At 56.1% G+C, this 25,945-nt stretch carries 25 protein-coding genes; 10 read left to right on the plus strand and 15 right to left on the minus strand.

Annotated elements, in window-relative coordinates; translation table 11 throughout:
* Nucleotides 1–4: 4 nt before the first annotated feature.
* Together KGP25_RS10240 and rstA are read right to left on the minus strand one after the other, a co-directional pair.
* The gene (locus KGP25_RS10240; protein WP_045910345.1) at nucleotides 5–265 is read right to left on the minus strand and encodes a hypothetical protein; all 261 of its coding nucleotides are present in this window, start codon (nucleotides 263–265) and stop codon (nucleotides 5–7) included.
* 244 nt (nucleotides 266–509) lie between these two features.
* Nucleotides 510–1,226, minus strand: coding sequence for a two-component system response regulator RstA (gene rstA / locus KGP25_RS10245; protein WP_021241154.1), 717 nt, complete (start codon nucleotides 1,224–1,226; stop codon nucleotides 510–512).
* A gap of 128 nt (nucleotides 1,227–1,354) precedes the next feature.
* Here rstA and KGP25_RS10250 point away from each other — a divergent pair, with 128 nt between their 5' ends.
* Entirely contained in the window at nucleotides 1,355–1,690 is a 336-nt protein-coding gene (locus KGP25_RS10250) for a GlpM family protein (protein WP_045910346.1), read from the plus strand.
* Here the strand turns inward: KGP25_RS10250 and folM are convergent.
* The 3 genes from folM to ydgH all read right to left on the minus strand — a co-directional run bounded on the left by folM (nucleotide 1,687) and on the right by ydgH (nucleotide 4,960).
* Nucleotides 1,687–2,409, minus strand: coding sequence for a dihydromonapterin reductase (gene folM / locus KGP25_RS10255; protein ID WP_223540365.1), 723 nt, complete (start codon nucleotides 2,407–2,409; stop codon nucleotides 1,687–1,689). The two genes, KGP25_RS10250 and folM, sit on opposite strands and share 4 nt — an antisense overlap.
* A 39-nt stretch (nucleotides 2,410–2,448) precedes the next feature.
* Complete coding sequence (locus tag KGP25_RS10260; RefSeq protein ID WP_045910348.1) at nucleotides 2,449–3,831, minus strand: amino acid permease; 1,383 nt, start codon at nucleotides 3,829–3,831, stop codon at nucleotides 2,449–2,451.
* Between the two features lie 184 nt (nucleotides 3,832–4,015).
* Complete coding sequence (ydgH, locus tag KGP25_RS10265) at nucleotides 4,016–4,960, minus strand: DUF1471 family protein YdgH (protein WP_048030717.1); 945 nt, start codon at nucleotides 4,958–4,960, stop codon at nucleotides 4,016–4,018.
* Nucleotides 4,961–5,495: 535 nt separating this feature from the next.
* Between ydgH and pntA the strand changes: the two genes are divergently transcribed.
* The gene (gene pntA / locus KGP25_RS10270; protein WP_008500544.1) at nucleotides 5,496–7,025 is read left to right on the plus strand and encodes a Re/Si-specific NAD(P)(+) transhydrogenase subunit alpha; all 1,530 of its coding nucleotides are present in this window, start codon (nucleotides 5,496–5,498) and stop codon (nucleotides 7,023–7,025) included.
* A 10-nt stretch (nucleotides 7,026–7,035) separates the two neighbouring features.
* On the plus strand, nucleotides 7,036–8,424 hold the full coding sequence (gene pntB / locus KGP25_RS10275; RefSeq protein ID WP_021241158.1) for a Re/Si-specific NAD(P)(+) transhydrogenase subunit beta: 1,389 nt from the start codon (nucleotides 7,036–7,038) through the stop codon (nucleotides 8,422–8,424).
* A gap of 120 nt (nucleotides 8,425–8,544) precedes the next feature.
* Here pntB and uspE read toward each other — a convergent pair whose 3' ends face one another.
* From uspE to KGP25_RS10310, 7 genes are all read right to left on the minus strand, one after another.
* Nucleotides 8,545–9,495, minus strand: coding sequence for a universal stress protein UspE (gene uspE, locus KGP25_RS10280; protein ID WP_032640084.1), 951 nt, complete (start codon nucleotides 9,493–9,495; stop codon nucleotides 8,545–8,547).
* Nucleotides 9,496–9,604: 109 nt separating this feature from the next.
* Complete coding sequence (locus tag KGP25_RS10285) at nucleotides 9,605–9,787, minus strand: hypothetical protein (protein WP_223540366.1); 183 nt, start codon at nucleotides 9,785–9,787, stop codon at nucleotides 9,605–9,607.
* A gap of 147 nt (nucleotides 9,788–9,934) precedes the next feature.
* A complete protein-coding gene (gene fnr, locus KGP25_RS10290) occupies nucleotides 9,935–10,687 on the minus strand; it encodes a fumarate/nitrate reduction transcriptional regulator Fnr (protein WP_006174991.1) in 753 nt (250 codons plus the stop codon).
* A gap of 183 nt (nucleotides 10,688–10,870) precedes the next feature.
* Nucleotides 10,871–11,386 (minus strand): methylated-DNA--[protein]-cysteine S-methyltransferase, encoded by a 516-nt coding sequence (gene ogt, locus KGP25_RS10295; protein ID WP_048030715.1) that lies wholly within the window; start codon nucleotides 11,384–11,386, stop codon nucleotides 10,871–10,873.
* A gap of 10 nt (nucleotides 11,387–11,396) precedes the next feature.
* Nucleotides 11,397–12,923, minus strand: coding sequence for a p-aminobenzoyl-glutamate transporter (gene abgT, locus KGP25_RS10300; RefSeq protein ID WP_045910351.1), 1,527 nt, complete (start codon nucleotides 12,921–12,923; stop codon nucleotides 11,397–11,399).
* A 41-nt stretch (nucleotides 12,924–12,964) separates the two neighbouring features.
* Nucleotides 12,965–14,410, minus strand: coding sequence for a M20 family metallopeptidase (locus KGP25_RS10305; RefSeq protein ID WP_223540367.1), 1,446 nt, complete (start codon nucleotides 14,408–14,410; stop codon nucleotides 12,965–12,967).
* Nucleotides 14,410–15,720, minus strand: coding sequence for a M20 family metallo-hydrolase (locus KGP25_RS10310; RefSeq protein ID WP_223540368.1), 1,311 nt, complete (start codon nucleotides 15,718–15,720; stop codon nucleotides 14,410–14,412). Before KGP25_RS10310 ends, KGP25_RS10305 begins: the two co-directional genes overlap by 1 nt.
* Nucleotides 15,721–15,895: 175 nt before the next feature.
* On the opposite strand from KGP25_RS10310, the gene KGP25_RS10315 reads away from it, so the two are divergent.
* Together KGP25_RS10315 and smrA are read left to right on the plus strand one after the other, a co-directional pair.
* The gene (locus KGP25_RS10315; protein WP_023292606.1) at nucleotides 15,896–16,807 is read left to right on the plus strand and encodes a LysR family transcriptional regulator; all 912 of its coding nucleotides are present in this window, start codon (nucleotides 15,896–15,898) and stop codon (nucleotides 16,805–16,807) included.
* Between the two features lie 356 nt (nucleotides 16,808–17,163).
* Nucleotides 17,164–17,727: a DNA endonuclease SmrA gene (gene smrA, locus KGP25_RS10320; RefSeq protein ID WP_045910355.1), complete on the plus strand. Its 564-nt coding sequence runs from the start codon at nucleotides 17,164–17,166 to the stop codon at nucleotides 17,725–17,727.
* Between the two features lie 27 nt (nucleotides 17,728–17,754).
* Here smrA and KGP25_RS10325 read toward each other — a convergent pair whose 3' ends face one another.
* On the minus strand, nucleotides 17,755–19,416 hold the full coding sequence (locus KGP25_RS10325) for a methyl-accepting chemotaxis protein (RefSeq protein WP_223540369.1): 1,662 nt from the start codon (nucleotides 19,414–19,416) through the stop codon (nucleotides 17,755–17,757).
* Between the two features lie 143 nt (nucleotides 19,417–19,559).
* On the opposite strand from KGP25_RS10325, the gene KGP25_RS10330 reads away from it, so the two are divergent.
* The 3 genes from KGP25_RS10330 (at nucleotide 19,560) to umuC (ending at nucleotide 22,266) form a co-directional block, all read left to right on the plus strand.
* Entirely contained in the window at nucleotides 19,560–20,426 is an 867-nt protein-coding gene (locus KGP25_RS10330; protein ID WP_039025407.1) for an aldo/keto reductase family oxidoreductase, read from the plus strand.
* A 159-nt stretch (nucleotides 20,427–20,585) separates the two neighbouring features.
* The gene (gene umuD, locus KGP25_RS10335) at nucleotides 20,586–21,020 is read left to right on the plus strand and encodes a translesion error-prone DNA polymerase V autoproteolytic subunit (RefSeq protein WP_196346211.1); all 435 of its coding nucleotides are present in this window, start codon (nucleotides 20,586–20,588) and stop codon (nucleotides 21,018–21,020) included.
* The gene (gene umuC, locus KGP25_RS10340; protein WP_045910358.1) at nucleotides 21,004–22,266 is read left to right on the plus strand and encodes a translesion error-prone DNA polymerase V subunit UmuC; all 1,263 of its coding nucleotides are present in this window, start codon (nucleotides 21,004–21,006) and stop codon (nucleotides 22,264–22,266) included. The genes umuD and umuC overlap by 17 nt, the downstream gene beginning before the upstream one ends.
* A gap of 7 nt (nucleotides 22,267–22,273) precedes the next feature.
* On the opposite strand, the gene KGP25_RS10345 is transcribed toward umuC, so the two are convergent.
* The gene (locus KGP25_RS10345; RefSeq protein WP_223540370.1) at nucleotides 22,274–23,170 is read right to left on the minus strand and encodes a LysR family transcriptional regulator; all 897 of its coding nucleotides are present in this window, start codon (nucleotides 23,168–23,170) and stop codon (nucleotides 22,274–22,276) included.
* A gap of 97 nt (nucleotides 23,171–23,267) precedes the next feature.
* Between KGP25_RS10345 and KGP25_RS10350 the strand changes: the two genes are divergently transcribed.
* The gene (locus tag KGP25_RS10350; RefSeq protein ID WP_223540371.1) at nucleotides 23,268–24,323 is read left to right on the plus strand and encodes an SDR family oxidoreductase; all 1,056 of its coding nucleotides are present in this window, start codon (nucleotides 23,268–23,270) and stop codon (nucleotides 24,321–24,323) included.
* A gap of 75 nt (nucleotides 24,324–24,398) precedes the next feature.
* On the plus strand, nucleotides 24,399–24,845 hold the full coding sequence (locus KGP25_RS10355; protein ID WP_063621482.1) for a hypothetical protein: 447 nt from the start codon (nucleotides 24,399–24,401) through the stop codon (nucleotides 24,843–24,845).
* Between the two features lie 66 nt (nucleotides 24,846–24,911).
* Here KGP25_RS10355 and KGP25_RS10360 read toward each other — a convergent pair whose 3' ends face one another.
* Nucleotides 24,912–25,892, minus strand: a complete 981-nt coding sequence (locus KGP25_RS10360) for a nitronate monooxygenase (RefSeq protein ID WP_223540372.1) — start codon at nucleotides 25,890–25,892, stop codon at nucleotides 24,912–24,914.
* Nucleotides 25,893–25,945 lie beyond the last annotated feature (53 nt).

A 25,945-nucleotide genomic window follows, 5' to 3' on the forward strand; every position in this document is an offset into this window, starting at 1 on the left:
CGTGTTACATGGCTTTCGCGCTGTTTTTTACCTTGGCGATGAATTTTTCCGTCACGGCCAGGCCTTCCGCAATGTGCGTATCAATCACATCCGTTCCGTATTCGCTGATGAGGTCCAGCAGTATTTCGTAAGACTGAATGAGTTCCAGCAGGTCAAAGAGCGCTTTTTGATCGGTTCGTGAGGGGGAGGCGTGGTTCAGGGTTGCCTGATTAACAATCCACTCAAGATTGGTTTTTATCGCTTCTACCTGACCGTAGCTATACATAATTCATGAGCTTAAATCCTCATTTCAAGATTTATTGGAGAGATGTCGTGAAAGCTTCACGGCGAAAATGAGTAAAACAATCGCAAGAGCGGGGCGAGCTGAAGAAAGGAGAGTCGAGAAGGTAATTATGGAATAGTTCGCGTGCTTAGCAAGTTAATTGTTGCGCAAACGTAAAAATAAACGCCCGAAAAGAAGGCATCGTCGCGCAATGGCTTCATTTTGCGCAGGTTATTTTATCCGGCGATCAGGTTTCCCACGCATGTGGGGCAAACAGATAGCCCTTGTTACGCACGGTTTTAATGCGGTAGGGCTCGGTGGCGTTATCCTGCAGTTTTTTGCGCAGACGCGAAATCGCCACGTCAACACTGCGGTCCATTCCGTCGTAGCTTACGCCACGCAGGTTTTTCAACAGTGCGTCACGGTCCATGATCTGCCCGGCATGCGTTGCCAGCTCCCACAGCAGGTCAAAATCTGCGGTGGAAAGGGCGATAAGCTCGCCAGAGAGCAGCACCTGACGGTTAATCGGATCAATAGACAGCGTACCGAAGCGCATCGCTTTGTGCGGCGTCAGAGACGGCGCCGGTGCTTCGCGTTCGATGCTGGCGTGCTGGCGTAAATGGAGGCGCAGGCGAGCGAGCAGGACGGCAGGCGGCGTGGTTTTCAGAATGTAATCATTGGCACCCATCTCCAGCGACAAAATATGGTTCATATCGCTGTCCAGTGAGGTGAGCAGGACGATAGGGCCCTCCCAACGGGCGCGCAGGTCCCGGCAGAGCGTCATGCCGTCTTTGCCTGGCAACATAATATCCAGCAATACGAGATCCGGGTTTTCACGGACGACCACCTCTTCGGCACGATCGCCGCGAGGTTCAACAATGACGTCCATATCATGTTTACCCAGATAGGCGGCGATCAGCTGCCCGACTTCGGGTTCGTCTTCAACATAAACAATCTTATTCATACAGCGTCTGTTTTCGTGAAAAAAGCCAACATACACCGCGAAACCTTAACCTTCCATTAATCTTTCAAAATTAACGCCGGTTCCGTTATTCTGGCTGATATTGTGAGTTGATTATTATAGGGAAAACGATGGGGCTGGTGATCAAAGCCGGGCTGGGCGCGCTGGTGGTGTTGCTGATTGGCATGCTGGCGAAAACGAAAAACTACTATATTGCCGGGCTGATCCCTCTCTTCCCGACCTTTGCGCTCATTGCCCACTATATCGTGGCATCTGAACGCGGTACGGAAGCGTTACGCACGACCATCGTGTTTGGCATGTGGTCAATCATTCCGTATTTTCTCTACCTGCTTTCGCTGTGGTATTTCACCGGTTTTCTGCGTCTCCCACTGGCGCTGAGCGGAGCGGTGGTCTGCTGGGGGCTCAGCGCCTGGCTGTTAATTTTCTTCTGGAGCCGCTTTCACTAACGCAGCGGTCGGCCGCCGTCCACGGCAAAGGTTCTGCCGGTGACGTAGCAACTGGTGAGCAGGTAATCCACGAGGTCGATGACCTCTTTCTCGCCCGGGGCAATTTTCATGAGCGACTTATTCAGCGCCTGCTGGCGATACTCCGCATCATCGTTTTCGTTGAATAAAATCATCGCCGGGGCAATGGCGTTCACCTTCACCTCGGGGGCGAGCTTGCGGGCAAACGAGCGGGTCATGTTATCCAGCGCGGCTTTACTGGCCGCGTAGGCGATGTGCTTGTCGCTGCCGCGCTCCACTACATAATCAGTGAAGTGAATGATGTCGCCCGCAGCATGCCCGTGGCCGCGGAGCAGATCCTGCAGAGCATGGTTCAGCAGATAAGGGGTATTAACATGGATCTGCAACATGACGGCAAGCGTTTCGCTGAGCGAGGTACCGGATTTCTCGGCCTGCCATGCGCTGGCGTTATGGATCACGGCGCGCAGCCCCGCAGTGGTGGATTTCACCTTTTCCGCAAAGGCCAGAATGCCTTCATCGGTTGAAAAATCAGCCTGAATGCAGACCGCCCCGGCTTTGCGTAACCCTTCAATCGACGGGTATTCCGTACGGTAGCTCACAATGACCGGATGGCGAAGGTTGAGAAAGTGATGGGCGAGAGCGAGGCCGATACGGCGGCCTCCACCGGTGATCAGTATGGGGCGAAGCGGTGCATTTCCCATCGTATTCTCCTTTACAGTTCAACAATGGGAAAGGCGATGCTATCCCACTAACATCCAGGTTGCCGGCACGGCAGCAACCAGTAAGAGTCCAATTAATGCCATTTCGCGGCGTTTCAGCGCGTTCTCCAGCTGATGCGTGCGGCGGGCGTAGATAAACACCAGCAGACCCGGTGCATACAGCACCACCGACAGCAGCAGATGCATAGGTCCGGAAGCATACAACAACCACAGGCCGTAAATACAGGCTCCGACACCCACGACATAATGCGCGGGGCGAGTGGCAATTTTTAACAAATACGCACCCACTAAGAAATAGGGTACCAGAATCATCTCCGAGGCGATGGTCAGCAGCGTGTTATAGTCTGAACCTGTGAGCCAGATCAGCACCAGGCAGATCTGAACGCTGATGTTGGTCAGCCAGAGTGAGGCAGACGGCGCGCTGTTTTTGTTTTGACGCGCAAACAGCCGTGGGAAGGCCTTGTGCGTAGAGGCCAGGAAGGGCACTTCAGCCGCCATGATGGTCCAGCTCAGGTAGGCTCCGCAGACGGAGATAATAAGACCCGCCGCAATCACCACGTCGCCCCAGGGGCCGAGCATTTTCACCATCAGGCCTGCCATTGACGGGTTACGCATTTCAGCCAGTTCAGGACGCGCCACCACGCCCAGCGACAGCAGCGTGACCAGCAGATAGACCCCGAGCGCAGCCAGCACGGCCAGCAGCGTGGCGCGGCCTACATCACGTTTATTTCGGGCCCGGGCAGAAACCACAACCGCACCCTCAACGCCGATGAATACCCACAGGGTAATCAGCATCGTGTTTTTCACCTGCTCCCAGACGGGGACGCCCAGCGCAACGCCGCTGAAATCGAGCTTAAACACGTCGAGACGGAACGCAATGAAGGCCAGAACGATAAACAGGCCGAGCGGAACCAGCTTCGCGAGCGTCGCCACCAGGTTAATGCTGGCGGCCGTTTGTACGCCACGCAGCACCAGCCAGTGGACGAACCACAGCAGCACCGAGGCACCCACGATCGACTGCCAGGTATTCCCGTCGCCAAAGAGGCGCAATTCAGGCGTATCGGTAAAGAAACTGAGCGCCGAGAAGACAATCACCAGATAGGAGACGTTGGCGATAACCGCACACAGCCAGTATCCCCATGCGGAACAGAAGCCAATCAGCTCGCCGAAGCCTTCACGGGCATAGGTGAAAATGCCGCCGTCCAGGTCCGGGCGAATGCGGGTCAGCAGCAGCATGGCGAAGGCCAGCAACAATATTCCGACTCCCGTAATGCCCCAGCCAATGATGAGCGCAGACGGGCTGGCGACGGCCGCCATATTTTGCGGCAAACTGAATACGCCCGCACCCAGCATTGAGCTTAAAACGAGTGCAGTCAGAGCACTCAGGCCAAGTTTCTTTTCCATTGGCTTCCTGTTATGAAAGGTCAAAATCCAGAATAATTATTTCGCTCAGGCGCATAAAAATGGTGGATCACACTAAGGCGCGGGATTTTACGGAGTGTAACGAAAGCATGCAATGACGTGTGGCAGAAATTCAAAAAAAGTAACAAAAAAGGCGGCATTGCGCCGCCTTTCTTAAACGATTTTGTTACTTGTACAGATCGGCGCTGATGGTCACGTTGTTACCACGTTCCTGCCACTGGCGGGTGATGTGGTAGAACTTCGCCCCTTTCTTCGCCGCACGCTTCGCGACCTGGTAAGAGACTTCCGTCATGTTGCCGTAGTTGCCGGTAAATTTGATGCTGTCGAACGGCACCATCTGCGCGGCAGTGGCGTTGTTCAGCTCTTCAACTTTGGTACCGTCTGGCAGCGTAACCGAATAACGGCCACCTTTCGTGGACTGCGTTTCAAAGAAACGGCCCACTTCAGCGCTTGGCGCAGCCGTCGTTGCGACGCCTGGGATTTCCACTTTCTTCGCTTCTTCGCCGCCTTTCGCTATCGCCGCGCGACCGGCTTCTGAGTTCGCCGGAATCGCATCCGGGCTCTGCAGAACACGTTTCTTCGCATCTTCTTTATAGATGAACGCGGTAATACGCTGGTTGCCGCCCTGGTTAGCATCGACCTGACGCACGATGTAGAACGAGTAGGCCCCTTTCTCTTTCGCGGCTTTGGTGATGGCATCGTTCACTTCAGGCTGGCTGCGGTAGAAGCCCTGAACGGTGACGGTGTCGTACGGTTCCAGCGCAATTGCCTGATCTTTCGGCAGTTCAACAACACCGTTGATCACGCGGTTTTTCGGTGCGTCAGCTTTTGGCGCGTTGTCTTTATACAGCGCAATAGTCACGCGCTGGTTACCGCTGTTGCCGTTATCAGACTGGTCAACAACATAAAACGATGCTGCCCCGTTTTTATCAGCGGCCTTTGATGCAGCGGCGACGGCGTCGCCAATAGAATTATAACGACCCACAATGACCTTATGGTCAAAAGGTTTTAACGCTGCCGCTTGCTCCGGCGTTAACTCTGTTGCGGCATTCGCAGACAGGGCGGTCGCGGAGAGAAGTGCGGACGCCAGGAGTGTGTTCTTAAGCTTCATAAAAATGATCCTTCGCCTTGCGCAAACCATGTACTGGTATTGTTGTTAATTTGAGACGGTCCCGATTATGGCATTTAAAACCCGTCGCTGTCTGCGCCATTTTTCACAGCCAGTGCTCACTGAATCACCTTATTCGATAACATTTAGTGATATGTTGAAAAAACACGCGTTTGACAAGTAAAACTGATAAAGCTTATGACTTTTACAAGTTAATTTAATGTTAATAAGTTGTTCTCTTATGGCGCTATATCATGTTTTTACCGCTTCGCTTGCGCGAATTATCGGTTCTGGCGATGAATTTAAGGTAAATATCACTGTCAGTGACGCCGATCGCTTATTTTTCACAGATAAAGTAAGAAATAGTGTTTTCTGGCGGTAGATCACGGCCGGTATTTTCAGTAGGTTATAGACAGTTTGTTACTGTTTTATTTTCCGGGGTGAATTGTGTCTCATTGCTTGTGTGATGGCGAAAAATGATACAAACCGCGGGCATTTATCGATAAACCATCATCAAAAACCGATGGAAGGGAAAACTATGCGTATTGGGGTACCAAAAGAACGGTTAGCCAATGAAACCCGCGTAGCGGCAACACCGAAAACGGTGGAGCAACTGCTTAAGCTGGGTTTTACCGTCGCGGTTGAAAGCGGCGCAGGCAAACTGGCGAGTTTCGATGACGAGGCCTTTATCCAGGCTGGCGCGGAAGTGGTGGACGGTGCCGACGTATGGCAGTCGCCAGTGATTCTGAAGGTCAATGCACCGGAAGAGAGTGAGATAGCGCTGCTGAATCCGGGCACCACGCTGGTGAGCTTTATCTGGCCTGCGCAAAATCCTGAGCTGATGGAAAAGCTGGCCGCGCGCGGCGTCACCGTCATGGCGATGGACTCCGTGCCGCGTATTTCGCGCGCCCAGTCGCTGGACGCCTTAAGTTCGATGGCAAACATTGCGGGCTACCGCGCCATCGTTGAAGCGGCCCACGAATTTGGTCGCTTCTTTACCGGTCAGATCACCGCGGCGGGTAAAGTCCCTCCGGCGAAGGTGATGGTGATTGGCGCGGGCGTGGCGGGACTTGCCGCCATCGGTGCGGCAAACAGCCTGGGCGCTATCGTGCGCGCGTTCGATACCCGTCCTGAAGTGAAGGAACAGGTCCAGAGTATGGGTGCCGAATTCCTTGAGCTGGACTTCAAGGAGGAAGCGGGCAGCGGTGATGGTTACGCGAAGGTGATGTCCGAAGCCTTTATCAAAGCCGAAATGGAACTTTTCGCCGCGCAGGCGAAAGATGTCGACATCATTGTCACCACCGCGCTTATCCCGGGTAAACCGGCGCCGAAGCTGATTACCCGTGAGATGGTTGACTCCATGAAGCCGGGCAGCGTGATTGTCGACCTGGCTGCGCAAAACGGCGGCAACTGTGAATATACCGTAGCGAATCAGGTGACCACGACCGCGAACGGCGTGAAGGTGATCGGCTATACCGATCTGCCGGGTCGCCTGCCGACCCAGTCTTCTCAGCTGTACGGCACTAACCTCGTCAACCTGCTGAAGCTGCTTTGCAAAGAGAAAGATGGCAACATCACCGTCGATTTTGACGATGTGGTGGTGCGCGGTGTGACCGTGGTGCGTGAAGGTGAAATTACCTGGCCTGCGCCGCCGATTCAGGTTTCGGCCCAGCCTCAGGCAGCACCTAAAGCGGCGCCTGAGCCAAAAGAACCTGCCAAACCGGCTTCCCCGTGGCGCAAATACGCGATCATGGCGCTGGTGATTATTCTCTTCGGCTGGCTGGCTGACGTCGCGCCGAAAGAGTTCCTCGGCCACTTTACCGTCTTCGCGCTCTCCTGCGTTGTGGGCTACTACGTGGTGTGGAACGTCTCCCATGCGCTGCATACACCGCTGATGTCGGTAACCAACGCCATCTCCGGGATCATCGTGGTGGGGGCGTTACTGCAGATTGGCCACGGCGGCTGGATCAGCTTCCTGAGCTTTATCGCGGTGCTGATCGCCAGTATCAATATTTTCGGTGGTTTCACCGTGACTCAGCGCATGCTGAAAATGTTTCGTAAAGGCTAAGGGGTAGCATATGTCTGGAGGATTAGTGACAGCCGCATACATTGTTGCTGCAATCCTGTTTATTTTCAGTCTGGCGGGGCTTTCCAAACACGAAACGTCTCAGCAGGGGAATAACTTTGGTATCGCCGGGATGGCGATTGCGCTGATTGCCACCATCTTCGGGCCGGATACTGGCAACGTAGCGTGGATCCTGGTGGCGATGATCATCGGCGGTGCGATTGGTATTCGCCTGGCGAAACGCGTTGAAATGACCGAGATGCCGGAGCTGGTGGCGATTCTGCACAGCTTTGTGGGTCTGGCCGCGGTGCTGGTGGGCTTCAACAGCTACCTGTACCACACGCCGGGTCTGGAACCGATTCTGGTGAATATTCACCTGACGGAAGTGTTCCTCGGTATCTTCATCGGTGCGGTCACCTTCACCGGCTCCATTGTCGCGTTCGGTAAGCTGCGCGGGAAGATTTCCTCTAAGCCGCTGATGCTGCCAAATCGCCATAAGCTGAACCTGGCGGCGCTGGTGGTGTCGTTTGTGCTGCTGGTGGTCTTCGTGCGTACCGAAAGCGTCGGTCTGCAGGTGCTGGCGTTGCTGGTGATGACCATTATCGCGCTGGCCTTCGGCTGGCATCTGGTGGCGTCGATCGGTGGTGCGGATATGCCAGTGGTGGTCTCCATGCTGAACTCCTACTCCGGTTGGGCGGCGGCGGCGGCGGGCTTTATGCTGAGCAACGACCTGCTGATTGTTACCGGTGCGCTGGTGGGTTCTTCGGGTGCGATCCTGTCTTACATCATGTGTAAGGCGATGAACCGCTCGTTCATCAGCGTCATTGCCGGTGGCTTTGGTTCTGACGGCTCGTCTACCGGTTCCGATGAGGAAGTGGGTGAGCACCGTGAGATCAGCGCGGAAGATACCGCTGAGATGCTCAAAAACTCGCACTCGGTCATTATCACCCCGGGCTACGGCATGGCGGTGGCACAGGCGCAGTATCCGGTGGCGGAAATCACCGAGAAGCTGCGCGCGCGCGGTATCAAGGTGCGCTTTGGTATTCACCCGGTGGCGGGGCGTCTGCCAGGCCACATGAACGTGCTGCTGGCGGAGGCGAAAGTGCCTTACGACATCGTGCTGGAGATGGACGAGATCAACGATGATTTCGCCGACACCGACACCGTGCTGGTCATTGGCGCTAACGACACCGTTAACCCGGCGGCGCAGGACGATCCGCGTAGCCCAATCGCCGGGATGCCGGTTCTGGAAGTGTGGAAGGCGCAGAACGTGATCGTGTTTAAACGTTCAATGAATACCGGCTATGCCGGTGTGCAGAACCCGCTGTTCTTCAAAGAGAACACCCATATGCTGTTTGGCGATGCCAAAGCCAGCGTGGATGCGATTCTCAAAGCACTGTAAGTTGCGTTGAAACGAAAAAACCGCCGAATCCGGCGGTTTTTTTATTGCCGGGTGGCGCTCACGCTTACCCGGCCTACGGTTTTGTAGGCCCGGCAAGCTTGCGCCGCCGGGCGTTAGGGGTCAATCGTCTTCCGGATCGTCAAGCTCAACCGGCGTCTGGTACTCATCCGGCTTGATAACCAGCAGGTCGCAGCGCAGATGGTCGATCACCTGCTCGGCGGTATTGCCGAGGAAGGCGGCAGAAATACCGGTACGGCCAATAGTACCGAGCACCACAATCCCCGCCTGCAGGTGTTCAGCCAGGTCCGGGATCACCTCTTCAGGCAGCCCTTTTTCCACGTGGGTCATTTTCTCATCGATGCTGAATTTCTGGCGCAGCGCTTTCATGGCCAGCAGATGCTGCCCGCGGATCGCGTCGTTGTACACGCTCGGGTCAAATTCCGGCAGTTCAATGGCAATGTTAATCGGGGTGACCGGATAGGCGCCAACCAGATGCACTTCGGTATGATTGACCTGATCGGCAAGCTGGATAGTCTCCTTCACCAGCTTCTCGTTCAGCGAATTGTGGTAATCCTCTTCGCTGGCGAGGTTTACCGCCACAACGGCTTTCCCGCCTTCAGGCCACGGCTGGTCTTTCACCATCCAGACCGGGCAAGGGCATTTACGCAGCAAATGCCAGTCTGTCGGGGTGAAGATTACGGATTCCAGCTTGTCGTGCTGGTGCGCCATCTTCAGCAGCAGATCGTGCCCACCGGCAACGACTTCCTGAATGATGGCTTCGAAAGGTCGGTTGTGCCAGACCACTTTGATATCAATGGGCACGCCCGCTTCCAGGTAATACTTCGCCTGTTCGCGGATCCACGCGGTACGCTGGCTGATGACGCCCTGACGCATAGCGGTGCGCTCGTCAGGCGACAGAAGGGTGGTCATCTCATACGAGAAGTCATAGATCGGCAAAAACGCTTTGATTTTGCCACCAATCCGTTGATGTAAATACACAGCACGTCGTAATGCCGGCTGATCGTCCTGATTCGGATCGATTGCTACCAGCATGTTTTGATACTTGGCCATACAGGTCTCCTTACTACTGTCACCACAGTCTGTAATTAAAAGAGTAACCTATATATCCTGAATGAAACAGAGGGGAGGTTTTGCCAGATCAATAATTCATGAAAATTTATCAGAGGAAAAGCACCGTGGTCGTTACCGCAACAAACGCAATAAACAGCAGCACCATCACCGCTATCGCAAAGGTCGTGGAATCCTGAACGTAGGTTTTTTCCTCCCCCTTCATTGGGCCGACAAGCATGATCCAGATGAAGATAAAGGTCACGGAGGCAATCACGACTGAAACGAAAAACAAACTTTCTCTCAATTCATAACCTCAACGAGAACCTTTTGGGTGCTGTGTGGGGACGTGCTACGGTGAAAAGGTCAGATAAAGGACGGGGTGACAGGCCAGACCGCTAAATCAGGAAAATTTATCGGTCTGGCTGTATACGTATGGCGTTTACGCCACGTTGCGGGCGTGCCCGGCAAGAACGGCCAGCGCTTCACCGTTTTCGATAGTGATGTATTTACCCTTAACGGCCAGCATCCCGCTTTTCTGGAAACGACCCAGCAGACGGCTGATGGTTTCCACGGTCAGACCCAGGTAGTTACCGATATCGCCACGCGTCATGGTCAGACGGAATTCACGCGGCGAGAAGCCACGCTCGGCGAAGCGGCGGGAGAGGTTGTAGATAAACGCGGCCAGGCGCTCTTCTGCATTCTTTTTAGAAAGAAGCAGAATCATGTCCTGATCGCCTTTGATCTCACCGCTCATCAGACGCATCATCTGCTGACGCAGGTTAGGCATCTTGCCGGACAGATCGTCCAGGGTTTCAAACGGAATTTCGCAAACCATCGAGGTTTCGAGTGCCTGAGCAAAGCTCGGGTGATGGCCCGTACCGATGGCATCAAAGCCTACCAGGTCACCTGCCAGATGGAAGCCGGTGATCTGCTCATCGCCCTGTTCAGTGATGGTGTAGCTCTTGATGGTGCCAGAACGGATAGCATAGAGCGATTTCAGTTCGTCTCCCGCTTTAAACAGCGTCTGCCCTTTCTGAATAGGCTTTTTACGCTCGATGATATTATCAAGCTGATCGAGTTCATGCTCATTCAGGGTAAACGGGATACAGAGCTGGCTGATGCTGCAATCCTGGCAATGGATAGCACAACCGCCAGACTGAATGCGTCGTATAATTCGCTTTTCCGGGATCATAGGTTTGCTCAAGCCTTAATTGATATTGGTCAATTTTAACATCTTTTTGGTAAGTACGTAAGCCTGACAAACCCTCAATAAGGACAAGAGACGACAATGCGTCGCCATCTTCTTGAAATTCCACAGCTTGATTATGGATTTTTAGCCTAACCGGTAGAAAATTAAGCACAAAAAGCCTGGGAACTAGAGCAAAAGATACCCTTCGTGACGCAGTAACCACTCTTTTCGCTGCACGCCACCGGCATAGCCGGTCAGGGTACCGTTGCGGCCAATAACGCGATGGCAGGGCACCACGATGCTGACCGGATTAGAGCCGTTCGCGGCGCCTACGGCGCGTGCGGCCCCTGCGCGACCTAACTGCTCCGCGAGCTGGCCGTAATGCATCACCTGTCCGCAGGGAATGGCCCGCAGCGCCTGCCACACTTCGCGCTGAAAAGGGGTGCCTGCCGTGGCGGTGGGCAGCGTGTCGATGATGCTGAGATCGCCTTCGAAGTACGCCGCAAGCTTGTCGCTCAGTCCACCCGGATTGGTGGCGCGGATACGTTCATACCCCTGTGAGCGGTAGTGAATCGCAAGCAGTTCTTCCATGCGGTCGCTGTGCTCTTCCCACTCAACGGCGCGCAGACAAAAATGCTCGTCCGCGATCACCCACAGCGGGCCAAGCGGCGTCGCAATCTTGTCTTCGAGTAATCTCAGCATCCTCATTCCTTTAGTTCAGCCTCGGGTAAATCCCCGGTCCAATCGGCAGGCCGACAAGATACCATGCCACCAGCATCACCAGCCATACCCCTAAAAAGATAAGCGGGTAGGGTAAAACCAGCGAATAGTAGGTACCCAGTTTGGCCTCGGGTTTATAGCGCTGCAGGAAGCCTAAAAACAGCGGAACAAACGGCGAAACCGGCGCCAGCGGGATAACTGAGGAGTCCGCGATGCGGAACAGGATTTGCGCGAAAGCCGGGTGGAACCCCAGCATCATAAACATCGGCACGAAGATCGGGGCCAGAATCGACCAGATGGCGGAGCCGCTCGCGATAAACATGCACAGCAGGGATGACAGCAGCGCCAGACCGACAAACGCCGGTACGCCGCTTAGCCCGGCAGCCTCCAGCGCGTCGGTGAGGCCCACGGCCATAAACTTGCCCATGTTGCTCCAGTTAAACATCGCCACAAACTGGGCCAGCGGGAACACCATCACGATAAAGCCCGCCATCTCTTTCATCGGCTCGATCATCAGCTGCGGCAGATCGCCCTGGCGGCGGATTTTACCGGTGGCGATACCGTAGGCGAGCGAGACGACGAAGAAAAACAGAATAATCAGCGGCACGATGCCCTGGATAAACGGCGAAGGCAGGACGGTATGTTTAACCGGATCGCGCAATATGCCGTTTTCCGGCACCACCATCAGCGCCACCGCGGCAATAAACGCCAGCGAGACAATCCCCGCCACGCGCAGGCCGAAGCGCTGCTCTTTGCTCAGGGTTTCCAGCTTTTCATCACTGCGCCCTTCCCATTTACCCAGCCGCGGCTCGACGATCTTATCGGTAATCAGCCCGCCGACAATCGTCAGGACAATCACCGAGCTTGCCATAAAGTACCAGTTGTCGATCACGCTGACGTGCATGGCCGCATCAATGGTTTTCGCCGCCTCCGTACTGATGCCCGAGAGCAACACGTCGGTGGTCACGATCAGCAGGTTAGCAGTAAAGCCGCAGCCCACGCCCGCAATCGCGGACAGCAGACCCGCCACGGGATGGCGCCCGACGGCGAGGAAGATCAGCGCCCCCATCGGCGGCATGATTACCAGCGCGGCGTCGGAGGAGATATGGCTGAAGAAGGCGATAAACAGCACCATGTAGCTCGCGTAGCGCGCGCTGACGTGAGAAGCCATCTTCACCATCAATGCGGGCAACAGGCCGACGCGTTCAGCCAGACCGGCGCCCAGCACCAGCGCCAGAATGGCGCCGAGCGGGGCGAATCCGCTGAAGTTTTTAATCACGTTGGGTAAAAACCAGTGCAGCCCTTCAATGCTCAGCAGGTTTTTCACCGCCACCAGGCTGCCGTCGGCCGGGCTGCGCACGCTGACGTCAAAGGCGGAGAGCACGGCGGTGGCGACCATCAAAATCACAATCAAATAGATAAAAAGCAGGAAAGGGTGCGGCACTTTATTGCCGATCCTTTCAACCCAGCCATAGAGCTTACCGGATGGGGAATGCGAAGGTATGGATGACATACTCATGGGCGTTCCTCGGGACTGTTGTGTTGTTGTGTTGTGTTTTTTTATTTTAAAGGTGACGGTGTCACGCCTCGTGGGATCGGACACTCGTACGGTTTTTCTTCTATTTGTTGTTCGAACTCTTCACGGCATTTTTTCAGCAGCGCGACGTCCTGCAGCAGATTGAGCGCGGTCGCGCCCATCACTTTCCCGGCCAGCAGCATGCCTTTGTGGGCAATAGAGGTTCGCCCCTGAGATACCAGTTGCCAGGTGTGCAGCGGCGTGCCGACGGTAAAGCAGGGGCTGAAGCACTGAGCGACCGGCATTTTCCAGCTGACGTCACCCACGTCGGTTGAACCTGCCAGCACGTTGTCGGTGACGGCATAAGGCGCGACTTCATCCACCAGCAGCGTCGCCTGATGACGACGGGCAAAGGCTTTACCCGCTTCACCACCCGTGGCGGCAATATTTTTCAGGCTGTTTTGCAAATCGTTGGGCGTCAGCGTGGCGCGGATCTCGCGGGCAAACTCTCGCTCCTCGTCTGTCCATTCCGGCGTGCCGTAGTGCTGCAGGGCGCGATACATCGCCGCCTCAAGCGTGCGGTTCGGCAGGTAGCTGGAGCAGGCTTTATCAAAGCGGCATTCGACGGTGGTTTCGGTCATCATCGCCGCGCCCTGGGCAATTTTCTCGATGCGCTCGTAGATTTGCTGCGCATCCGCCATCTCCGGGGCGCGGATCAGGTACAGCACCTCGGCCTGCGCCTGCACCACGTTGGGCGAAATCCCGCCGGTATCGGTAATGGCGTAATGGACGCGCGCTTTCTCGATGATGTGTTCGTTAAGGAAGTTGGTGCCGGTGGTCATCAGCGTCACGGCGTCCAGCGCGCTGCGTCCCAGGTGAGGGGAGTTGGCCGCGTGCGCCGCCACGCCGTGAAAACGCCAGGCGGCCTGAATATTCGCCAGCGTGCTGACGTTAAACATCCCGGCAAAGGCTTCCGGGTGCCAGGTGACGGCAGCATCGACGTCATCAAACAGCCCTTCGCGCACCATAAAGGTTTTCCCGGAGCCGCCTTCTTCACCGGGACAGCCGTAAAAACGCACCGTTCCGCTGCCGCCGTGCTGCTCCAGCCAGCTTTTCACCGCCACCGCGCCCGCAAGCGCCGCGGTGCCTAAGAGGTTATGTCCGCAGCCGTGGCCGTTAGCCCCCGGCGTGGCGGTTTGCGCGGTCGCGCAGTGTGCCTGCTGGCTTAACCCGGCCAGCGCGTCGTACTCGCCCAGCAGGGCGATAACCGGTTTTCCGCTGCCGAAGCTGGCGATAAAGGCATTTGGAATACCGCCTGCCTCGCGGGTCAGCGTGAAGCCTTCGGCTTCCAGCTCGCTGGCCAGCCGTTCGGCGGACCAGACCTCTTCAAAGCGGGTTTCGGGGCGATCCCAGATCGCGTCGGCAATATCGGTTAACGTCCGACATCGCGTATCGATCGCATCGGCAATAAAAGCGTAGTTCTCCTGCATTACACACCTCGCGTCCACGGGAAATTCAGCGCAGTTCGCGCCAGCGTTTCGATAGCGACAGGCATCACCTGCTCATCGAAGTCGAATTTTTCGTTGTGATGTCCGGCGCTCAAATCCGTGCCAAACACCATATAGGACGCCATGCCGCCGTTCTGCTGCACGCGGGCCATCATCAGCGTGGCGTCTTCGGATCCGGCCGGGGCTTTTACCTTATCGATGGCGTGAACAACCCCGGAAACCTGGCTCGCCTGTTCGCGCAGATAATCCACCCAGGCCGGCGTCGGCGCGCTGGAGGTGGCTGCCCCCATCAGGCGCATCTCCGCGCTCACGCCGTAGAGCGCCGCTGCGCCGGTAATCACCGCCTGCGCGCGTTCAAAGACATACTGATTAATCGCTTCGCTTTCACCGCGGGTTTCAACCTTCATCAGCGCATTCGCGGGCACCACGTTGCGTCCGCTGCCCGCCTGCATCACGCCGACGTTCACCCGGGATGCGCCGTCGCTGTGCGGGGCGATGCTGTGCAGGGCGAGGGCGGCCTGCGCGGCGGCGAGCAGGGCGTTACGGCCGTCCTCCGGTTTACCGCCCGCGTGTGCGGCCACGCCGGTAAAGCTCACGTCGAACTTGGTGGTGGCCATAAAGTTATCGCTGCCGCAGATTACCGTCCCGGCAGGCACGCCAGTACCAATATGAATGGCCGTGAAATAGTCCACGTCATCCAGCGCCCCGGCGGCAACCATGGCGCGCGCGCCGCGCGTTCCTTCTTCGGCAGGCTGGAAGATCAGCTTGATGGTGCCGTTCAGCCGGGCTTCATTCTGCTTAAGCACCTGTGCCAGCCCCAGACCAATGGTGGTGTGGCCGTCGTGTGCGCAGGCGTGCATCATTCCCGGATTGCAGGAGGCAAACCCGTCGCGGAACGGGCGATGGCTGTCGTCGAGCGCTTCGCTTAAATCAAGGGCGTCCATGTCCACGCGAAACGCCAGGGTTGGGCCAGGGCGGCCGGTATTCAGGGTGGCAACAATGCCGGTAAAGCCGCCTTCAAACGGCGCCAGCCATTTCTCAGGCGCGCCTTGCGCGCGCGCGCGGGCAAATTCTCGCGCCAGGGTCGCGTCATCGGGCAGCCCCATCCGGCTTTCGGCATCGACGACGTCGCGCCCCATCGCCAGCGCGTAACCCATCGAGTCCAGGGTCTCCGCGACTTTCGCGGCGGTACGAAACTCTACCCAGCCGGATTCCGCATAATGGTGAAAATCGCGACGCCACGCGCTCAGCTGCGGGGTTAACGTCTGGATGTACTGCGCCAGTGTGTCCATATCTGTTCCTGTCATCATTAAAATATGTGAACTGCTTCACGCTGTGATAGTTTTTACTTATCACTAACCGATATTTCACAGTTTTAACCGTTCAGGAATTACCCTCGCACATCCCTTTCCAGTAAAGTAGATGACAGTTTCTTTACTCTGATAAACAACGGTTATCGGTCGGGCTATGTCATTTCAGGTTAAATTCCATCATCTCCGGGCGTTTGTTGAAGTTGCTCGTCAGGGCAGCATTCGCGGTGCCAGCAGGACGCTGAATCTTTCCCAGCCGGCATTGACCAAATCCATCAAAGAGCTGGAGGAGGGCATGGCGGCGCAGCTTTTCGTGCGCAGGAGTAAGGGCGTCGCGTTGACCGAATGCGGCGAGGGTTTTTACCAGCGTGCCCGGCTAATTCTGGAAGAGCTGCGCGCGGCGCAGGATGACATTCGTCAGCGGCAGGGGGAACAGGCCGGGCAGATCAACATCGGGATGGGGGCCAGCGTTTCGCGCAGCCTGATGCCCGCCGTTATCACCCGCTTTCATGCCCAACATCCGCAGGTCAAAGTGCGGATAATGGAAGGACAGCTGGTGTCGATGATTAACGAATTACGGCAGGGCGAACTGGACTTCACCATCAACACCTATTATCAGGGACCTTACGACCAGGAATTTACGTTTGAAAAACTCTTCGAGAAGCCGTTTGCGGTATTTTGTCGAGAAGGGCATCCGGCAACAGGAGCAACGTCGATTAATGAACTTCTGCATTATAACTGGACAATGCCGACGCCGCGGGGAAGTTATTATAAGCAGTTAGAAGAGGTATTTAGCCATCGCTCGCAAATACCGCGAATTGGTGTGGTCTGCGAAACCTTTTCCTCCTGTATTAGCCTGGTCGCGCAAAGTGATTTTCTAAGCATATTGCCGCAGGAGCTAGGGTGTGACCCGCTGCTGGCGCACCGCCTGGTCATGCTGCCGGTTGTCGAATCGCTTCCAAAAGCAGCATATTATTTAATTCAGCGCCGCGATTCACGTCAGACGCCCCTGGCTGAATCATTAATTACGCAGTTCAGGCGGGAGGCGAGAAAAATAATCGTGGCGTGAAAGTGATATAATAAAAAAACAGGATCTGCCCGACATCAGACAGATCCTCCAGTACACACAGCAGTGCGTCCTTTCGCCAATCCTGAGTATTATATCCATGAAGCAGGTATATTTAGGTATAACACCTTTCCCGCAAAATGAAAGGATATTGAGTGTTTGATTTTACGAAAATTTAACACAAATCACTTATTTCATCTTTGCTGAAATTTTACTTAAGTCATATTTAACTTTATTTTATAAATACTATATATATTCATCAGGTTAATATTTGTTGCGCACGACGGCCTGTAACGGTGATTGAGGCCTGTCTCGGGCGCAGGTATAGTACCGTCCTCAGTTGTAGCCGGAGGATATCCATGAACCCTGACGACAAATCCTTTTTTCTTGACGCCATGGAAGATGTCCAGCCGCTGAAGCGTGGCCCGGATATTCACTGGCAGCCCAGCCGCAATACGCGGACGCGCCAGGAGGTGGATAGTGAACAGCTGGATAACTTCCTGACGCTGGATTTTCTTGACCTTCTTCCCCTGGAAGAACCGCTGGCGTTCCAGCGCGAAGGGGTGCAGCAGGGCGTTATCGATAAGCTGCGCTCGGGTAAATATGCCCGCCAGGCCAGCTTAAACCTCCTGCGTCAACCTGCCGAACGCTGCCGTCAGATGCTCTATTCTTTTATCTGCCAGGCCAGACGTGACGGGTTACGTAACCTGATTATCATTCACGGGAAAGGGCGGGAGCAGAACTCACATCCTAATGTGGTGCGCAGCTATCTGGCGCGCTGGTTAACCGAGTTCGAGGATGTACAGGCCTTCTGCGTGGCGCTGCCGCATCACGGCGGCAGCGGGGCATGCTACGTTTCACTGCGTAAATCCGATGAAGCAAAACAGGAGAACTGGGAGCGGCACGCCAAGCGCAGCCGCTAGCGGGCGATATTCTCGCCCGCCTGATACTCAGAAGGTTTCCCAGTTGCTTTCGGTGGCGGCGTTTGCGGTTGCCGGGCGCAACAGCTGGGGCGTCTTCACGCTGGCCGGGCGCGGGGTGACCGCTTTTTCTTTTCCGTTCAGACGGAACGCGGCTACCGCCTGGCGCAGTTGTTCGGACTGATCTTCCAGCGCCGCTGCCGCCGTGGCGGACTCCTGCACCAGCGCGGCGTTTTGCTGCGTCACGCTGTCCATCTGCGAAACGGCCAGGCTCACCTGCTCAATGCCGCGGCTCTGCTCGTCAGAGGCAGAGGAAATCTCGCCCATGATATCGGTCACGCGGGTAACGGCGGCGACGATTTCCTTCATGGTGGTGCCGGCCTCGCTAACCTGCTCAGAACCGGTATTCACCCGGCTGACGGAGTTTTCGATAAGCCCTTTGATCTCTTTCGCCGCCTGCGCGCTGCGGCTCGCCAGCGTACGGACCTCGCCTGCGACAACCGCAAAGCCACGCCCCTGTTCCCCGGCGCGTGCCGCTTCCACCGCAGCGTTAAGCGCCAGAATGTTCGTCTGGAACGCGATGCTGTCGATCACGCTGGTAATATGCGCAATTTGCTGCGAACTGTCGGCGATTTCGTTCATGGTGCGAACCACGTTATCCACGACGTGACCGCCGCGCGCGGCCGTTTCAGAGGCGTTTTTCGCCAGCAGCGTGGCCTGACGGGCGTTATCGGAGTTCTGTTTAACCGTCGCGGTCAGCTCTTCCATGCTGGCGGCGGTCTCTTCGAGCGAGGCGGCCTGCTGCTCGGTGCGGGCGGAAAGATCGTTACTTCCTGCGGCAATTTCGCCTGCGCCGGTGTAGATGGAATCGGTGCTTCCGCGCACGGCGCTGACGGTGGTTACCAGCGACTGCTGCATCTCATGCAGGCCCGCGGCCAGTTGACCCATCTCATTGCGGCCCGAGATAGCGATATCCTGCGTCAGGTCGCCCCCTGCAATGGCGCGAATATGGTTCATAATGGAGTGGAGTGGTTTTAACAGCAGGTGCTGTAAACCCTGCCAGATGACCACCAGTACCGCGATAACGGCCAGCAGAATTGCCGCCAGCGTCCACTGCATCTGCGTAAAGCTGCTCTGGTTCTCTTCGGTTGCGGCCTTAAGCAGGGTGTTGTTTTCGGCGCGCCAGCGGTTATAGACCGCTTCCATATCGTCCTGCGCCTGCTGCGCGTCCAGATCGCCATAGGCCTGATAGTTATCGGCGCGCAGATACTCAATCGATAAACGCATGACTTCGTGCATCTGGTTCCATGATTTCTGCATCTCGTCGGTCAATGCCGCCTCCTGGCCCTTAACCTGCGGCAGTTTCTGCCACTCTTTGTTATAGGCTTCGGCTTTTGCCAGCGAGTCGCTTGCGGTGCCCAGCAGTTTATTGATCGCCTCAAGGGAAGCCGGGTCACGCTGGTTTTTCAGGTAGCGGATCGCCACGCGGGTGACGGTGACGCGCGTTTTCACCAGCGTGTTCACGCTGTCGCTCAGGCTTTCCTGCTGGGCGTTGAGCACGCCGGAGTTCTGGAAGTTATGGCGATCGTTGCTGACGGCAGAGTAGAACAACCCTCCCGTGACAACTTGCAGCAGACAGAATATGGTGAGGGCAAAGATAATACCGGTAATCACGTGCAGATTTTTCAGCATAGCGGTCGTCCGTTAGAGAAGATGCAGGGTTACTTCATTACTATCGTCGTAGAGAATGTAAACTTTAATTAACTCGCGCTTAACTAAAGGCTCCCAGAGGGAACCTGTTGTAAATCCGGATCATTTTTATGAGGAAGGTCAACATGAGCAGCATTGATAAAAGCGGGACATACGCGCTTGGGACGCGGACGGTGAAACGGTTGGGCTACGGCGCGATGCAGCTGGCCGGGCCGGGCGTCTTTGGGCCGCCGAAGGATAAGCAGGCCGCGCTGGACGTGTTACGCGAGGCCGTGGCGGCGGGGGTGAACCACATTGATACCAGTGATTTTTATGGCCCTCATGTCACCAACCAGCTGATCCGAGAGGCACTTCATCCTTATCGGGACGATCTGACGATCGTCACCAAGATTGGTGCCCGTCGCAACGACAAAGGCGCCTGGCTGCCGGCCTTTTCCGCGCAGGAGCTGACGCAGGCGGTGCATGACAACCTGCGTAATCTGCAGCTGGACGTGCTGGACGTGGTGAACCTGCGGATCATGTTTAGCGCGCACGGGCCAGCGGAAGGGTCGATTGCTGAACCGCTCTCCACCCTGGCAGAATTACAGCAGCAGGGGCTGGTGCGGCATATTGGCCTGAGCAACGTCACGGCCACCCAGGTCGCGGAAGCGCAGAAGATGGTGCCGGTGGTGTGCGTGCAGAACATGTACAACATTGTGAACCGGGGTGATGATGCGCTGGTGGATCTGCTTGCGCAGCAGGGGATCGCGTATGTGCCGTTCTTCCCACTGGGCGGCTTTACGCCGCTGCAATCGTCCGGGCTGAAGGCTGTCGCGGATTCACTGGGCGTCACGGCAATGCAGGTTGCGCTGGCATGGCTGCTGCAGCGTTCTCCGAATATCCTGCTGATCCCGGGCACCTCTTCCGTGGCGCATCTGCGGCAAAACCTCGCGGCGGGGGAACTGCAGCTGCCGCCTGACGCACTGGAAACATTGAATACGCTGATGGACTGATTGTCACAGGCGCAAAGCCCGACATGCACTTCCGGGCTTTGCGCGTTTTAAATCTTCTGACACTTCAACGCGTTTAGGTTCGCTTCCTGAAATGACCTTGATCCCTGGCCATAATCCGTAATACTGTATTTATATACAGTATCTGGCGAGAAAGGCATTATGGACACTCTCTTTTCTTATCATCCAAACCAATCTATTGAATTACCGTTGTTTGCAGAGCGTGTAGCCTGTGGTTTCCCCAGTCCGGCTCAAGATTATGTGGAGGATCGTCTCGATCTTAACCGGCTGGCAGTAAGACATCCCAGTGCGACCTATTTTATCAAGGTGAGTGGAGACTCCATGATTGGGGCGGGGATCGGCGACGGCGATCTGCTGGTGGTCGATCGTTCGTTAAATGCCGAACATGGGGATATCGTTGTGGCGTCGGTCGCCGGTGAGTTTACGGTGAAGGAGCTACAGACTCGCCCGGCTCTGAGACTTCTGCCGCATAATGCCCGCTATCAGCCGATTACCTTTCATTCCGAAGAGGAACTGCAGATCTTCGGCGTCGTCACCCACACGCTTAAAACGCATAAACATGTTCGCGCTGGTTGATGTGAACAGCTTCTATGCCTCCTGCGAGAAGGTATTCCGCCCCGATCTGGAGGGGAAGCCCATCGTGGTGGTGTCCAACAACGACGGCTGTATTATTTCACTCTCGCGGGAGGCAAAGCAGTTCGGCATAAAAATGGGTGAGCCCTATTTTAAATTCAAAGAAAAACGGTTTCCGGAACGGGTTTACGTCTTCAGTTCAAACTATGCGCTGTATGCCGACCTCAGCAGTCGGGTGATGCAGACGCTGACCGATCTCGCTCCGGCCATAGAAATTTACTCGATCGACGAGGCGTTCGTGAACGTTTCAGGGATCGGTAACTGCCTTGCACTGGAAGCGTTCGGACACCAGATGCGCACGCAGGTCTTTAAAAATACGGGCTTAACCGTTGGCGTCGGCATTGCCCCGACAAAAACGCTGGCGAAGCTGGCCAACTATGCGGCGAAACGGTGGGCCAGTACCGGCGGCGTGGTCGATCTGTCGGGCCGCGAGCGGCAGCGTAAACTGCTGGCAAAGGTTCCGGTAGAGGAGGTATGGGGCGTAGGGCGGCGCATAACGAAAAAACTGAACGCGATGGGGATTACCACGGCGCTGGAGCTGGCGGAGGCCTCCTCGTGGGTCATTCGCAAACATTTTAACGTGGTGCTGGAGCGTACGGCGCGCGAGCTTCGCGGCGAGCCCTGTCTTGACCTGGAAGAGTACACCCCCACGAAGCAGCAAATCATCTGTAGCCGTTCGTTTGGTCATCGCATTACGCAATATGAAGAGATGCACCAGGCGATTTGCGCCTACGCGGAACGCGCCGCAGAGAAACTGCGCGGCGAGCATCAATACTGTCGTTTTATCAGCGTGTTTGTGCGCACCAGCCCGCATGCGGACAACGAAATTTATTACGGTAATCAGGCTTCGGTCACCCTGATGACGCCCACCAATGACTCGCGGGATATCATCCGTGCCGCCACTGAAGCGCTGGGGCGGATATGGCTCGACGGGTATCGCTATATGAAGGCCGGGGTCATGCTGGCGGACTTTTTCAGCAGCGGTGTCGCTCAGCTTAATCTGTTTGACGACAATCGCCTGCGCGCCAACAGCGCGGCGCTGATGGAGATGATCGACAGCGTCAATCACTCCGGCAAAGGGAAGATATGGTTCGCCGGGCAAGGGATTGAGAAACCGTGGGCGATGAAGCGGGAAATGTTGTCACCGGCCTATACGACGCGATACGCGGATTTACCGGTGGCGAGGTAAAAGGCGGTTATTTTGTGGCGTTGTGGGTCGCGATCTCAGGCAGTAATTGCTCAATCACGCTGACGACCTTTCTGACGCGCTGCGGAATAAAGCGGGCATCAGGATAAACGGCATAGAGGAAGCGATCGGGTAACCGCCAGTCGGGCAGCACCGGTACCAGCGTGCCCGACTGCAGAGCCCTGGCCACGAGCGGTCGCTGCATGCCGCCGATACCGATGCCGGATTCCAGCGCCTGCAGCAGCGCCTCACTGGTGTTGGCACGGAAAACGGTATTCACGTTGACCTCGACCATTTCCTCGTCAGACATCAGGCGCAGGGGAGCATCCGGCGGAATGCCGCTGAACCGTACGTGTGGCAGCGTCGCCAGTTCGCTGACTGCGTGTACCGCCTGAAAACCGGGAGCGGCAAACAGTGCAGCTTCAATCCGTCCCAGCACGCGAGCCGCGTGCGCCTGCGGAGGCTCGCTGCTCAGCCGTATCGCGACATCCACGCCCTCCGCCACCAGATCGGCAAGGCGGTCATCCAGGGAAAGCATCAGCTGCAGCTCGGGATGCAGGCGCTGTAACGCCAGCAGATGCGGCAAAATGATCTGCCCCAGGCCGCTCGGCAACTGGACATGGACGCGTCCCTGAACGCTATGATCGACAGGATGTAAACGCCTCTCCGCTTCCCCCATGGCGTCCAGCACGAGCTGCATATCACGCCGGTAGCGTTCCCCTTGTTCGGTCAGCTTCATCGTACGCGTCGTACGGTGCAGCAGTACCACACCCAGCGATTCCTCAAGCGCCGCGATCTGTTGACTGACGGCGGACTGCTTAATACCGGTCTGACGGGCAGCCGCTGAAAACGAGCCCGCTTCAGCGACGCGTAAAAAGGTAGAAATGGCGGTGAGCTTATTATTCATTTAATGATTTTGCTTATAAGTGCCATCGGTTTCAGGGAATATCTGCGGAAAAAATAATATATCACACTGTGGCTGTCACCCTTTCCGGAGAAATACCATGAATAATAGGCAGCAACACAACGTCGCCCTGGTCGCGGGCGCCAGCGGCATTGTCGGCAGACAGATGGTCAACACGCTCCTGCACCATCAGTGGCAGGTGATCGGCCTTAGCCGCCATGCCGGGTCGCATCCTGACGGCATTCCGATGGTCAAGATCGATTTACTGGATGAAAAGGACAGCGCCCGGGCGCTGCGCTCCCTGGACGGTACCACCCATCTCTTTTACAGCGCCTGGGCGAACGCGGCGAACTGGGAAGACATGGTTGAGCCGAACGTCACCATGCTGCGTAATCTGGTCAGCATCCTCGAAAAAACGGCACCTTTGCAGACGGTAAGCCTGATGCAGGGGTACAAGGTCTACGGCGCGCATCTGGGACCGTTTAAAACCCCGGCGCGCGAAAGCGATCCCGGCGTACCGGGTGCCGAATTTAACGCCGCGCAGCTTGCGTGGCTCAGCCAGTTTCAGCGGGGAAAGCGCTGGCACTGGAATGCCATCAGGCCGGGCGTGGTAGGGAGTGCGGTACCGGGCAATGCCATGAACCTTGCGCTGAGCATTGCCCTGTACGCCTCCCTGTGCAAGGCGCTGGGTTTACCGTTGCGTTTTCCCGGTTCGGAACAGACCTGGCACAGTATCGTTGACCATACCGACGCCGGGCTGCTGGCCGACGCCACTCTGTGGGCCGCCGCGTCACCTGCGGCACAGAATCAGTCGTTCAACGTGAATAATGGCGATATCTGGCGCTGGAGCGAGCTCTGGCCGCGCATCGCACGCTGGTTTGACCTGGACTCTGCACCGCCGGTGAGGCTGTCATTTCATCAGTTGTTTACGGACTATCGCGGCGTATGGCGCGAGCTTGCCGGAGAGCGGCTGGTGGAAGCGGATATTCTGCAGCTGAGCGACGGGCGGTTTGCCGATTTTGTCTTTAGCTGGAACTACGACATGTTTGGTGACGGGAGCAAGCTGCGCAGGGCGGGCTTTACGCAAATGCAGGCGACGGATGAGATGTTTTTCCACCTGTTCGCGCAGTTGAGAGCCGCGCGGATTATTCCCTGACCGTAAGGGTTGTTGTCATCAACGATCGGCGCGTTATACTCACGCGTTAAAATGAATGTATTGTGGGGCAGGGATATGCACGAAAGTCTAAAAATGATATCAGTTGCTCTGCCCCTCATTGCGCTTCTCATTCTGTTAAGCTTTTTGGTCAGACGCATTCGCCAGGCAAAACGCATCATTACAGACCGTAACGGGATGAAAAAGATCTCTGCCAGTCCCTCAATATTTGGCGGGAATGGAGGTAAAACCTGGTTTTATGATGACCAGTTTTTATATGAAGTTAAAAACAACGCCACCCGTAAAATTGCGCTGGCTAATATCATTAAAATCGGGCCGGGGAATACCGAGATAAACAGCAGACGGGTCTGGATTGTTATTTACCGTGATGGTGCAAATGAAAAGCAGGTGCAGTTTTATAACAATCTTACCCTCTGGAATCATAACTTCACGGCTTTTCTGGTAGCGGTAAAACGTGCCAATCCTGACGCTGTGGTTAAAGAACGCGCAATCCTCAATGTGTGAAAAAGAACCGCAGACGGTTTGCGGACGCTGCTCCTGTGCAGCGCCCATAGCATCAGGGTTAAGGGCTTACTCAACCGTTAACGCATCGACAACCTCGGCCACGCTTTTCACGCTGTGGATATTCCCGATCCCCGTGCCGAGCGCGATATACCCTTCATCGGTATTATTTTCCAGCATGCCCAGGCGCAGGCCCCGTAATCCGCCCATCGCCTTGCCCAGCGCTTCGTTGCTTGCGCCCGCTTTATCCATCGCCGCCAGTTTTTCCGCCAGCTTGCCGGGAAGAGAACGATAGTAGTGGGGGATGGTACGGAAAAGCAGCAGGTCCAGGCCGTTGGCGGCAACAATTTTCTCTTTGACCCCCTGCGGCACGCGGCTTTCTTCGGTACTGATAAACACCGAACCGGCAAACACGCCTTCCGCACCCAATGCATGCGCCGCTCTGGCGGTGCGATTATCGGTAATACCGCCCGCGGCCATCACCGGGACGTGCTTCACGGCGTCGGCAATCAGCGGCACGATGGAAAAGGTCCCCAGCGCCGTCGCGGGTAGCGTCCCACCCTCGTCAAAACCGGTGGCGACGATGATGTCTGCCCCCATCTCTTCAGCCAGAAGGGTGTTTTCCGGCGTGGGATTGATGTCGCGGTAGATAATGGCAATGCCCGCCTCTTTTAACTCACTAAACAGCGCGGGAATAATGCTGCCTTCCCCGTAGCCCGTATACACCACGGCCCTGACGCCTTCCTCTTTTACCACCTTAAGAATTGGCCCGGTCCAGACGTCATTAACGGCGGTGGGGATCAGGTTAACGCCGAAGGGTTTTTCGGTCAGCCGTTTGGTTTTACGAATTTCTTCCCGCATTTTTTCGGCGGTTGCTTCCGGCGTGGAGACCGCGGTATCGGCGGTTAACCCTGCGTTGGGACCCAGCACGCCGAGCCCTCCGGCATTGCTGACCGCGGCCACTAAACGGGCATCAGTAAGCCAGGATAACGGTCCCTGAATAACGGGCTTTTCGATACCCAGGATCTGACAGATACGGTTATTTTTCATAGCAGACTCTCCCTTACGTTTGAATGAAGGAGAGTGTAAAGAGTAAGATTGTT

This window comes from Enterobacter sp. JBIWA003 (assembly GCF_019968825.1).
Taxonomy (GTDB): domain Bacteria; phylum Pseudomonadota; class Gammaproteobacteria; order Enterobacterales; family Enterobacteriaceae; genus Enterobacter; species Enterobacter quasiroggenkampii.